Source organism: Aeromonas sp. HMWF016 (assembly GCF_963878195.1).
Taxonomy (GTDB): Bacteria; Pseudomonadota; Gammaproteobacteria; order Enterobacterales; family Aeromonadaceae; genus Aeromonas; species Aeromonas lacus.
On record NZ_CAWNWX010000094.1, the window covers coordinates 96,288 to 107,524 of the forward strand.

At 62.8% G+C, this 11,237-nt stretch carries 15 protein-coding genes; 10 read left to right on the plus strand and 5 right to left on the minus strand.

Going from position 1 to position 11,237, the window contains the following annotated elements; translation table 11 throughout:
- Position 1: 1 nt before the first annotated feature.
- The 5 genes from ascR to ascN are packed head-to-tail and all read right to left on the minus strand — an operon-like array spanning position 2 to position 4,444.
- Entirely contained in the window at positions 2–655 is a 654-nt protein-coding gene (ascR, locus tag AACS24_RS15380) for a SctR family type III secretion system export apparatus subunit AscR (RefSeq protein WP_029302711.1), read from the minus strand.
- Positions 652–1,578 carry a type III secretion system cytoplasmic ring protein SctQ gene (gene sctQ, locus AACS24_RS15385; protein ID WP_108571200.1) on the minus strand — a complete coding sequence of 309 codons (927 nt, stop codon included), beginning with the start codon at positions 1,576–1,578 and terminating at the stop codon, positions 652–654. Before sctQ ends, ascR begins: the two co-directional genes overlap by 4 nt.
- A complete protein-coding gene (locus tag AACS24_RS15390) occupies positions 1,575–2,657 on the minus strand; it encodes a type III secretion system needle length determinant (RefSeq protein ID WP_108571201.1) in 1,083 nt (360 codons plus the stop codon). The genes sctQ and AACS24_RS15390 overlap by 4 nt, the downstream gene beginning before the upstream one ends.
- A 6-nt stretch (positions 2,658–2,663) precedes the next feature.
- Positions 2,664–3,125, minus strand: a complete 462-nt coding sequence (locus AACS24_RS15395) for a type III secretion protein (protein ID WP_108571202.1) — start codon at positions 3,123–3,125, stop codon at positions 2,664–2,666.
- Complete coding sequence (gene ascN, locus AACS24_RS15400; RefSeq protein ID WP_108571203.1) at positions 3,122–4,444, minus strand: SctN family type III secretion system ATPase AscN; 1,323 nt, start codon at positions 4,442–4,444, stop codon at positions 3,122–3,124. Before ascN ends, AACS24_RS15395 begins: the two co-directional genes overlap by 4 nt.
- Positions 4,445–4,635: 191 nt before the next feature.
- On the opposite strand from ascN, the gene sctW reads away from it, so the two are divergent.
- The 10 genes from sctW to AACS24_RS15450 are packed head-to-tail and all read left to right on the plus strand — an operon-like array spanning position 4,636 to position 11,098.
- Positions 4,636–5,514 (plus strand): type III secretion system gatekeeper subunit SctW, encoded by an 879-nt coding sequence (gene sctW, locus AACS24_RS15405; RefSeq protein ID WP_043850403.1) that lies wholly within the window; start codon positions 4,636–4,638, stop codon positions 5,512–5,514.
- Entirely contained in the window at positions 5,495–5,776 is a 282-nt protein-coding gene (locus tag AACS24_RS15410; RefSeq protein WP_108571204.1) for a TyeA family type III secretion system gatekeeper subunit, read from the plus strand. Before sctW ends, AACS24_RS15410 begins: the two co-directional genes overlap by 20 nt.
- On the plus strand, positions 5,773–6,144 hold the full coding sequence (gene acr2, locus AACS24_RS15415; protein ID WP_108571205.1) for a SycN family type III secretion system chaperone Acr2: 372 nt from the start codon (positions 5,773–5,775) through the stop codon (positions 6,142–6,144). Before AACS24_RS15410 ends, acr2 begins: the two co-directional genes overlap by 4 nt.
- Positions 6,141–6,506, plus strand: coding sequence for a type III secretion system protein AscX (gene ascX, locus AACS24_RS15420; protein ID WP_108571206.1), 366 nt, complete (start codon positions 6,141–6,143; stop codon positions 6,504–6,506). The genes acr2 and ascX overlap by 4 nt, the downstream gene beginning before the upstream one ends.
- A gap of 2 nt (positions 6,507–6,508) precedes the next feature.
- Positions 6,509–6,853, plus strand: a complete 345-nt coding sequence (gene ascY / locus AACS24_RS15425) for a type III secretion system chaperone AscY (protein WP_108571207.1) — start codon at positions 6,509–6,511, stop codon at positions 6,851–6,853.
- Positions 6,786–8,951: a SctV family type III secretion system export apparatus subunit AscV gene (gene ascV / locus AACS24_RS15430; protein ID WP_308810136.1), complete on the plus strand. Its 2,166-nt coding sequence runs from the start codon at positions 6,786–6,788 to the stop codon at positions 8,949–8,951. Before ascY ends, ascV begins: the two co-directional genes overlap by 68 nt.
- On the plus strand, positions 8,948–9,391 hold the full coding sequence (locus AACS24_RS15435; RefSeq protein ID WP_108571209.1) for an LcrR family type III secretion system chaperone: 444 nt from the start codon (positions 8,948–8,950) through the stop codon (positions 9,389–9,391). The genes ascV and AACS24_RS15435 overlap by 4 nt, the downstream gene beginning before the upstream one ends.
- 36 nt (positions 9,392–9,427) lie before the next feature.
- The gene (locus AACS24_RS15440; RefSeq protein WP_274518910.1) at positions 9,428–9,715 is read left to right on the plus strand and encodes a type III secretion protein; all 288 of its coding nucleotides are present in this window, start codon (positions 9,428–9,430) and stop codon (positions 9,713–9,715) included.
- 9 nt (positions 9,716–9,724) lie between these two features.
- Positions 9,725–10,585 (plus strand): virulence-associated V antigen, encoded by an 861-nt coding sequence (locus AACS24_RS15445; RefSeq protein ID WP_108571210.1) that lies wholly within the window; start codon positions 9,725–9,727, stop codon positions 10,583–10,585.
- A gap of 9 nt (positions 10,586–10,594) precedes the next feature.
- A complete protein-coding gene (locus tag AACS24_RS15450; protein WP_108571211.1) occupies positions 10,595–11,098 on the plus strand; it encodes a SycD/LcrH family type III secretion system chaperone in 504 nt (167 codons plus the stop codon).
- Positions 11,099–11,237 lie beyond the last annotated feature (139 nt).

The following is an 11,237-nucleotide window of genomic DNA, read 5'->3' on the forward strand; positions in this document are numbered from 1 at the left end:
CCTAGCCTCCGTAACTGGTGACCAGCCCGTGGGTGAGGCGGGCCCAGCCATCGAGCAGCACGAACAGCAGCAGCTTGAAGGGGAGCGAGATGGTCATGGGGGAGACCATCATCATCCCCATCGCCAGCAGAATGTTGGAGATGATGAGGTCGATGGCGATAAAGGGCAGATAGATGAGAAACCCGATCTCGAAGGCGCGGCTCAGCTCGCTCACGGTAAAGGCAGGCAGCAGGATCAGCAGGCTGTCGGGCTCCAGCCGGTCGGCATATTCGCTGGGCCAGAGCTGCTTGGTGCTGTCGATGAAGAAGGCGTGCTCCCGCGGCTTGATCTGCTTTTTCAGAAAGGCGCGGTAGGGGGCCATCCCCTCGTCGAGAAACTTCTCCACCGATTCGGATTTGGCCAGCGACACCTCGTTCTGGCGCAGGTAATCCTGGGTGGCAAAGCCGACCGGTGCCATCACATAGATGCTGAGGATGATGGCCAGCCCGTACATCGCCATGTTGGGGGGGATCTGCTGCACTCCGAGGGCGTTGCGCAGCAGCGAGAAGACCACCGCCAGCTTGACGAAGGAGGTGGCCATCACGGCGATAAAGGGGAGCAGGGCCAGCAGCGCCAGCCCGACGATAAGGTTTAGCTCGTCCGGCAGCTGGATCATGACGGCGACTCGCTCTTGAGGCTCTCGACCCGCACCCCGAGTCGCCCCTGAATTTCCACCAGCCGACCGTTGCCGAGCAGATGGCCGTTGCTGATGATCCGCACCTCACCATCGATGGGGGCGCCGAGATCGATGAGTGAGCCCGGTTGCAGGGTGGTGAGGGTATGCCAGTCCAGGGTCTGACGGCCCACTTCAAAGGTGACCTGCACCGGCAGGTGCTCAAGCAAGGTGGCGTCGAGGGCATCATCGGGGGCGGCGTTGTGCATGGCGGTCAGTTCCAGATGTTGTTGATGGGGTTGGCAGTAGGCATAGGGGCGTCCCTCGATGCAGACCAGCAGCTGCTGGCCGAGCAAGGTGCTCGGCGGTGGCAGCAAGACATCGCCGCAGCACAGTGTCTCCAGCTCGCTGATGGCAACGCCCATCGCCCCCCACTGCAAGGAGAGGGTGAGAGGCAGCACCAGGCGTTGCTGGCTGGGTCGCGCAGGCAACTTGCCAAGCAGTGGCCCTGGCTCGGCCAGCCAGAGGGCGAGGGTTGTATCCTCCCGCTTGAGCTGCAGTTGCAACGCGGCGTCACCAGCCGCTTCGCAGGTGGCGTTCGGTATCAGCGCCGAGCAGCTGAGGCCGCCAAGGGGTTGCCCGAGGCGCTCGATCAGTGCCAGTTGCAGCGATTCGGGCAGGCTGAACAGGGCTGCCTGTTGCAGGTCTGGCGCAAGCCAGCGAGCCAGTTCGGCGCCATGGCAGAACAGCGGCAGGGAGAGCCCCTGCCACTGCAGTTGCAGCCGGCAGTCGAGGGATGCCGGCAGCGGCGCGATGGCGAGCGTCAGTTCGCCGCCACTCCAGCCATAGTGGTGGCGGCACTGGCTGAGCCGCTGCTGCAGGGTCAGCTCCGCCGCCGAGGCAGAGGGAAAGGCTATCGATGTCATGCGTCGGCATCCCACTCGTCATAGATGGATCGTTTCTGGCGCGACCCCTGTTCGCTGTCGCCCCGGGTAAAGAGGTCAAAGGCGACCCGCTCGCCGGGGTAGAGCCGTTGCAGGCGGTCGATCAGCTCGCCGCGTCCCTGATTGAGCAGATGGGAACCCTGTTCGCTGGCCAGCATCTCCACCTGTAGCGAGCCCTGATGGCGCTCGATGCGGATGGCAAGCTCCCCGAGCGCCGGCAGGGTAAGCTGGAGCATGGGGGGGCGCTCCGGGCGACCCAGCTCAAGGTGAATATCCACCGCCAGTCGGCTGAGTAGTTGACCCAGCTCGTGATGATCGACGCGGGGGGCAACCCGTGCCAGCAACAGATCCCCCGGAGTTGCACTGAGAGGTGGAACCCGGATGGCCGAGCTGGCAAAGCTCTCTTGCGCAAGCAACTCCTCCTCGCTGGTCGCAGGTCTTTGTTCGGTAGGCTCGTCTGCTGTTTGCAGCCGTTCCCCCACCTCAAACCGGGCGGCCAGCTCGCCGCTTTCTTGCATGGCATTCTGATCCTGCCCGGTAAGCTCACCGTCTGACGCCATGGAAGTCGACAGGGAAGAAGTGGGGAGGGCAAATATGAGCTCACCATCTTTGTCATGTGAGGCGTGCTCGGTGGCCGTTTGCTGTTCGTGATCCTGCTGCGCAGTGGGGGCCTGCATGCCCTCACGTATCTGCGGCAAGGTCACGGGGAGCGTCTGCGATTCCTGCCGATCGTTTCCCTCCGGCTTGTCATGCTGGGCTTTGCTGCGCGGGGCCGGGCGTGTCAGCCTTCTCTCCGCCAGTTCCTTCTCCTTGTCTGCCACTTTGTTGTTGGCAAGGGGGGCATCCTGCTTTGCCCGGCGCTGCTCATCCCGTTTGCCGATGGGGTTGCCGGGCAGCGCTTTGTGGTCCCGCGCTCTCTTCTGTTGTGCGGACTCGAGGCGCAGGGCCTGCTCGAAGCGCTGCTGCTGCTGCGCCAGATCCGCCTTGAGCGGTTCGCGCGGCAAGCCTTGCTGTTCGTCAGCAACCCGGGGTTCTGCGCGGGGGGCAGTGAGTCGGTTCATCTCTGGTTACATCCTGATCTGCTGGCGGAACTCTTCCTGTTCCTGCTCTTCGTTGTAGTCGCGCAGGGCTTGCTGTGAGGCCAGCTCCTGACGGTGTAGTTCGGCAAATTTCTGTTGCTGCTGGCGGGCGCGGTGTACCGCCTGTTGGCGTTCTTGCAAGCGAATGCGCTCTTCGGCAACGCGCTCGCCCTGTTCGGCGGCCAGTTGCTCAAGGTGAGCCTCCTTCTCTCGCAGCAGCGCGACCTGTTGTTGCCACGCCTTGAGCTCCTTGCGATCGAGTTGCTCCGCCTGACAGATGGCGAATAGTCGATCTTCTTCGGCCTGCCGCCACTGGCGGTAGTCGAGGCTCTCCTGCTCCGCTTCGCGCTGGCGGATGCGGGCGAGTTGCAGTCGGGCCTGTTGAGCGGTGAGTTGCTGATCGGCTCGCTCCAGTCGCAGGTCTTTGATCCGTTGCAGGCGGCCAATCATCGGGTCAGCGCCTCCAGAGTGGTGAGCGCCTCGGGCAGTGAACTCGGCTCATGGGTGCCTTGTTTCAGCCACTGGCGAATGGTCTCGATACGGGCGATCGCCTCGTCGGCTACCCTGTCCTGCCCTTTCTGGTATTCGCCGATCTGCAGCAGCAGTTCGACTTCTTCGTATTTGGCCAGCCAGCTGCGCAGGCGACCTGCCTGCGCCTGATGGTCAGGCGCGATGATCTGGTTCATCACCCGACTGGCAGAGCGCAGCACGTCGATGGCCGGGTAGTGGTTGGCCGCCGCCAGCTTGCGCGAGAGGATGATGTGGCCATCGAGGATCGAGCGGGTCTCGTCGGCTACCGGCTCGGTCATGTCATCCCCCTCCACCAGCACGGTATAGAGGGCGGTGATGGAGCCCTTGTCCGACTGACCGGCCCGCTCCATCAGGCGGGGTAGGGCGGCAAACACCGAGGGCGGATAGCCCCGTCGGGTCGGCGGTTCACCGGCAGCCAGACCAATCTCGCGCTGGGCACGGGCAAAGCGGGTGACGGAATCCATCAACAGCAATACCCGCTTGCCCTGATCCCGGAAATATTCGGCGATGGAGGTGGCGACAAAGCCCGCCTTGGCGCGCTCCATGGCGGGGCGATCCGAGGTGGCCACCACCAGCACCGCTTTCTTGAGCCCCTCTTCCCCCAGATCTGCTTCGATAAATTCGCGCACCTCGCGGCCCCGCTCGCCGATCAGCGCCAGCACGGTGACATCCACCTCGGCGCTGCGAATAAGCGACGCCAGCAGAGTGCTCTTGCCGCCCCCCGCGGCCGCGAAGATCCCCATCCGTTGCCCCTCGCCGCAGGTGAGCAGACCGTCGATGGCGCGAATGCCCAGCGAAATGGGCTGCTCAATCCGCTTGCGACTCATGGGGGCGGGGGCATCGCGATAGACCGGATACCAGGCCGCTGGCTCCTGTTGCTGGCCGCCGCCAAAGGGGTTGCCAAGGCCATCGAGCACCTGACCGAGCAGGTGCTCGCCGACCCCGACCTGATGCATGGCACCGGTCGGGCTCACCTCGGTGTTGGAGGAGATGCCGAACATCTCCCCCAATGGGGTGAGCAGCGCCTGATGCTGGGCAAAGCCGATCACCTCCGCCTGCAGGGAGAGGGTGTTGTCGGGGTTGCGCAGATGGCAGAGCTCGCCGATGCGCACGCCGGGGACCACCGCCTTGAGCAGGGTGCCGGTCACCTGGGTGACCCGGCCACGGATCTGGATCAGGCGGCACTCGTCGATGGCGTGACGCAGCTGGCCGGGAATGTGGTCGAGGGAGAGGGACATCGGGAGATCTGCACCATTAAAAACGGTGGCCACTATAGGCGATAGGCGCGCGCGGGGATTTCAGCGCGAGTCGGGACTTTTTAGAAAAGCGTTGCGAGCCGGCTAAAAATTCACGACCGATTTTGGCATAGGCGTCCGAGGGCGATTTTTATAATGCCATCCTCGTCAATCCACTCATTACGGGAGCCGCCATGGCCACTATCCAGAGCAATCCCTATCTCCCCACCGCTCAACCTGAAGCCCGTGGCGCCGAGAATGCCCCCCGTCAGGTGCCCCTGCAGGGAGGACAGTTTCAGGGGGAGCAGGTCGTGCTGGCCAGCGCGACCCAGTCGTTGGGCGACATGGCAGAAGAGCTCACCTTTGTCTTTTCCGAGCGATCCGAGCTCTCCCTTGCCAAGCGCAAGCTGAGCGACAGTCAGGCCCGTATCAGCGAGATAGAGGCGCTGGTGGGAGACTACCTCGACAAGGTGCCGGAGCTCGAGCGCCAGCAGAAGATCAAGGAGATGATCAGCCACCTCGGCAGCGGCCGGCTGGCCAACCTCTCCCAGCTGCTGGCCTACCTCGAGAGCTACTCGGGGGAGGTGAGCGAGCAGTTCGAGGCGCTTACCCAGGCACGCAAGGCCCTCGCTGGTCGCCCCGAAATGCGGGGTACGTTGGCACTTGTTGAACAGGCGCTGGCCAAACTGGCCGACGAGCAGGGCAGCGCCATCGTGCTGGGCGCCCGCATTACCGGCCCGGCGCAGGAGGCTGCCCGTGAGGGGCTCGGCCATGTGCAGGATCTGCGGGATCTCTATCGCGATGCGGTGCAGGACTATCGGGCTCTCTCCACCGCCTGGCGCGATATTCATAGCCGTTTTGGCAACGGTGCGCTGGAGAAGGTGACCGGCTTCATGATGAAGGCCTTAAGCGCCGATCTCGACAGTCAGCAACGCTGGCTCGACCCGGTCAAGCTGGAGCGGGTAATGAGCGATATGCACAAGCTGCGGTTGCTCAACACCCTCTCGGCGCAAGTTGACGAGTTGTGGCTGCGGGTGAAGGAGGGGGCGGCCCATGGCATACGGGCCTTCTGATCTGATGGGCGATCTCATTGCGCTGGTAGAGAAGCGCTGGTCTTCGGTGCACGACGTGGAGCAGATCGGTGTCGCTCTGGAGCTGACGCAAACACATCAGCAGGTGCAGCTCTATCAGGAGCTCAAGCGGCTGATCCGCCTGCTGCCGGTGGAGCTGTTCAGTGAGGAGGATCAGCGCCAGAACCTGCTGCATTGCTGTCAGGGGGCGCTCGATAACGCCATCGAACGGGAAGAGGATGAGTTGTCCGGAGAGTCGTCATGAACTGGATTGAACCCCAGCTGGTGCAGTTTTGCCAGGATCTGGGCATCACCATCGGGGATAACCCCCACTACCTGCTCCAGCTTGAGCTGGAGCAGAGCGGAACCTTGCAACTGGAGCGCCATCAGGGGCAACTGACCCTCTGGCTGGCCCGTACGCTGCCGTGGCACCAGAGTGGCGAGGCCATGCGCCGCGCCATGAGTTTCACCGCAGCCGCCCAGGCGCCCGCCCTGCCGGTGCGCTGCGGTTGGCTCGGGGAGGATCGGCTGATCCTCTTCGTAACCCTCGATGAGCGGGCCGTAACCCTGCCGCTGCTCCATCAGGCGCTACGCACCCTGACCCGACTGCAACAGGACGTGGTGGCGCCATGAGCCGGATCACCGCGGCCCATATCGGGATTGAGCAGCTCAGTGCCATCCGCCTCGACGAGCAGGAGCAGAGCCTGCCGGGGCGCTACGCCCTGCTGCCGGATGGCCAGTCCATCGAACCCCACATCAGCAGGCTCTATCCCGCCAATCTGGCGGAGCGCACCCTGTATGAGTTCGCCACCCCGGATCGCGGTTTTCACGATCTGCTGCGCCCGCGCGATTTTGCGCAGGTGATGGCGGGGCTGCGGGCCGTGCTGGCCGAAGGCGCCACCCCCGAGTTGCAGGCAGCCAGTGCACTGCTCGAGCAGCAGCACGGGGATGAACAACTAATGCAGATGACCCTCCATCTGCTGCACAAGGTATGACCATGATCCTCTCGTCACAGCAGCAGGATGCGCTGCTGCTCACCGGCTGGCTGCACCTGCAGTATGGCCACCCCGACCGTGCCTGCACCCTGCTGGTGGCGCTGCTGCAGCTGCACCCCGCCAATCAGGCGGCCCGCCGCACTCTGCTGGTGGCCCTGCTCAGGCAGGGTTTTGGCGAGGAGGCGCTCGGTCATGCCGATCTGCTGATGGCACAGGGGGAGGCTGACGGCCCGCTCTGGCTCTGCCGCAGCCGCGCCTGCCAGCTGGCAGGCAGGCTGGATGAAGCCCGTTTCGCCTATCAACAATATCTCGAACTGGAAGAGCAGAATGAACCAACGCTCTCTTGAGCTGCTGCGCCGGATTGGCGAGCGCAAGGACATCATGCTGGCGGTGCTGCTGCTGGCCATCGTTTTCATGATGGTGTTGCCGCTGCCGCCGGTGGCTTTGGATATCCTGATCGCCATCAACATGACCATCTCGGTGGTGCTGCTGATGATGGCGGTCTATATCAACTCGCCGCTGCAGTTCTCCGCCTTCCCGGCGGTGCTGCTCATCACCACCCTGTTCCGGCTCGCCCTCTCGGTGAGCACCACCCGGATGATCCTGCTGCAGGCTGATGCCGGCCAGATTGTCTACACCTTCGGCAACTTCGTGGTGGGGGGCAATCTAGTGGTGGGGATCGTCATCTTCCTCATCATCACCATCGTCCAGTTTCTGGTGATCACCAAGGGCTCGGAGCGGGTGGCAGAGGTAAGTGCCCGCTTCTCTCTCGATGCCATGCCCGGCAAGCAGATGAGCATCGATGGCGACATGCGCGCCGGGGTGATCGACGTCAACGAGGCGCGCGAGCGGCGCAGCGTCATCGAGAAGGAGAGCCAGATGTTCGGCTCCATGGATGGCGCCATGAAGTTCGTGAAGGGGGACGCCATCGCGGGTCTCATCATCATCTTCGTCAACATCCTCGGCGGGGTCACCATAGGGGTGACCCAGAAGGGGTTGTCGGCGGCCGATGCGCTGCAGCTCTATTCCATCCTGACGGTGGGGGATGGCATGGTCTCCCAGGTGCCGGCCCTGCTGATCGCCATCACCGCGGGCATTATCGTGACCCGGGTGTCGTCCGAAGAGTCCTCCGATCTCGGTTCCGATATCGGCGCCCAGGTGGTGGCCCAGCCCAAGGCGATGCTGATCGGCGGCCTGTTGCTGGTGCTGTTTGGGTTGATCCCGGGCTTCCCGATGGTCACCTTCTTTACCCTGGCTGCCATCGTCACGGCGGGGGGCTACTTTATCGGACTGCGCCAGCGCAAGGCGCAGAGTCAGCAGAGCCAGGATCTGCCCACCATGCTGGCGCAGGGGGCGGGAGCCCCTGCCGCCCGCAGCAAGCCGAAGGCGGGCAGCAAACCGCGCGGCAAGCTGGGTGAAAAGGAGGAGTTTGCCATGACGGTGCCTCTCCTGATCGATGTGGATGCCGCCCTGCAGGCCGAGCTGGAGGCCATCGCCCTCAACGACGAGCTGGTGCGAGTGCGCCGTGCCCTCTATCTCGATCTTGGAGTGCCGTTCCCGGGTATTCACCTACGTTTCAACGAGGGGATGGGGGCGGGCGAATACCTGATCCAGCTGCAGGAGGTGCCGGTGGCCCGCGGTCAGCTGCGGCCGGGTCATCTGCTGGTGCAGGAGAGCGCCTCCCAGCTCGATCTGCTGGGACTTGCCTACGAGGAGGGGACGCCGCTGTTGCCGGGGCAGCCCACGCTCTGGGTGGCCAGCGAACATCAGGCACGGCTCGACACCTCGCGCCTTGCCGCCCTCACCCCTGATCAGGTGATGACCTGGCACCTCTCCCATGTGCTGCGCGAATATGCCGAGGACTTTATCGGTATTCAGGAGACCCGCTATCTGCTGGAGCAGATGGAGGGGAGCTATGGCGAGCTGGTGAAGGAGGCGCAGCGCATCATTCCGCTGCAGCGGATGACCGAGATCCTGCAGCGGCTGGTGGGGGAGGATATCTCGATCCGCAACATGCGCGCCATTCTCGAGGCCATGGTGGAGTGGGGCCAGAAGGAGAAGGATGTGGTGCAGCTCACCGAGTACATCCGCAGCAGCCTCAAGCGCTACATCTGCTACAAGTACGCCAACGGCAACAACATCCTGCCCGCCTATCTGCTCGATCAGCAGGTGGAGGAGCAGATCCGTGGCGGCATCCGCCAGACCAGCGCCGGCAGCTATCTTGCCCTCGACCCCGCCGTGACCCAGGGCTTCCTTGATCAGGTGCGTCACACCGTGGGGGATCTGGCCCGGATGCAGAACAAGCCGGTGCTCATCGTCTCCATGGATATCCGCCGTTATGTGCGCAAGCTCATCGAGGGGGATTACCACGCCCTGCCGGTGCTCTCCTATCAGGAGCTGACCCAGCAGATCAATATCCAGCCGCTTGGCAGGGTCTGCCTGTGAACGGCGGCGATCCGCTTATCCCCTGGCTGCAGGCCCGCGGCGTGACAGTGACTCCTCACCATCTGGGGGTGACCCCGATCCAGCTCGGCCATGCCCTGCACTATCGCCACATCTCTCTCGCCTGGCGGGTCGATAGCGACACGCGCCGGGTCTGGATCCTGCTGGTACGCCGTGAGGGCGAGCGGGATGGTCTTGCCAACCCCTTTGCCGCGCTCTACCTGCTGGCGGAGGCGACGCTGGCGGTGTTGGGTGCGGGTTACGAGCTCTATGGCAACGTCGATGTGTTTCGTGGCAGCACCCTTAGCGCTGAGCGGCTGGGGCGCTTCTATCGCCACTGGACCGGCGCCAGCGAACCCGCACCAGGCTGGTTTGCTCTTGCGGCCGAGCAGGTCTGCTCCCTGCGCGAGATGCGAAAACGACAAAAGGACGGCCTTGCGTGACAGGCATGCCCAAAAGGGCCTCATAGAATAGGAGCCATGATGAAACAACCGCGTTTTGCCCACCATAGCGATGCCATCGAACGAGCCGAACAGGCCATCGCCGACAGCGAGCAGCGCAATGCCCTGCTGCAGGAGATGCTGGCCGGCCTTGCTCTCTCGGAGCAGACCTGCCAGCTGTTGTTCAATGCTCCCGGCGAACAGGTCGCCGTGGCCGAACAGGAGTTGCTGGCGGAGTTTCGCCGCAGGCAGGCGATGCTGCCGGAACAGCAGGGGGAGAGCCGCAAGAGCCGGCGTCCCACCATGATGCGTGGACTGATGATTTAAGGAGTCGTGATGAGCATTATCTCTGATTACACCCGCAACAAAAATCATATCCAGATTGAGCAGTGGCTAAACAGCGAGTCAGGCACCCTCAATGCAAAACAGCGGGCACTGGTCGACAAGCTGAAAGACAACGTTTCCATCAGCAAGGAGGACTCGACCAGGCTGACCCTGGCACAACTGGAGAGGCTGGTTGCCCGCTACCTGAGCAACGATGACGTGCTCGATGAGGTCAGCAAGCAAGTCGACACGCTGGTGCTACCGGTGGCGCTCCCCGATGTCGTGGCGCAGATCAGTCGCTATACCGATGATCGTATCGATCAGGAGGTCATCGACGCCTTCACCTGGGTGATGTTTACCCAGAACAACAAGCGTACCGGTATCAACGAAGAGCTCAAGGCGCTCACCGCCGAGCTGAAGATCTACGGGGTTATCCAGTCAGAGATCAACAAGGCGCTCTCTTCCTCATCCAGCCAGACCTTCAAGACAGATTTCAATCTGATGGATTACAAGCTTTATGGCTATGAAAACGAAGATAAGTTTCGTGCCGGTCCCGAGTTCAAGCTGCTGGATCAGATGCCAAAGGATGCCTCGGGCCATGTGTCGGTCAAAACGTTTCTCGAGAGTGACAAGAAGCAGAGTGGGTCGATCACAGGGGTCGAGAACGAGTACAAGTACGACAAGGACAACAACAAGCTGGGCAACTTCGCCACCAGCGTGAGTGACCGCTCACGTCCGCTCAACGATCAGGTGAGCGAGAAGACCACCCGGCTCAACGATGTCAGCTCCCGCTATAACTCGGCCATCGAAGCCCTCAACCGTTTTATCCAGAAATACGACAGCATCATGCGCGACATTCTTGCCGCCATTTAAGGAGATCACATGCAGACCGATACCACCCTGGCCCCGGAGTATGAAGCCGAACTGGAGTCCTTCCTCGCCGATGGCGGCACCATCGCCATGTTGAAGGATATCTCCGGCGATACCCTGGAGCAGCTCTATGCGCTGGCATACGGGCAGTACCAGGCCGGCAAGTGGCAAGAGGCCCACAAGATTTTTCAGGCCCTCTGCATGCTGGATCATTACGAGCCGCGTTATTTCCTCGGGCTCGGAGCCTGCCGTCAGGCGATGGGTGAGTACGAAACGGCAGTTCAGAGCTACAGCTTCGGCGCCATGCTCGATTTGAAAGATCCCCGTTTCCCGTTTCATGCAGCCGAGTGCCGGTTGCAACAGGGGGATTTGACAGGGGCCGAGAGTGGCTTCCACTCGGCCCACCTGCTGGCGGGCGGCGACCCGCAGCTGGCTGATCTGGCGGCAAGCGCCAAGGTCATGTTGGAAGCCATCGCAATCAGAAGGGATCAGCAAGATGAACCCGATCAGCAATGAAAGAAGCATTTCCCCGCAGGGAAATATCGGCAATGTGGCGGGCTTGCAGCCAGCTGCCGAGCCGCGCAGTGAAACCCGGCTCGATGCCGCTGTTACACAGGCGGGCGGCGCAGTCCGCACCGCCGGTGTCGCTCTGACC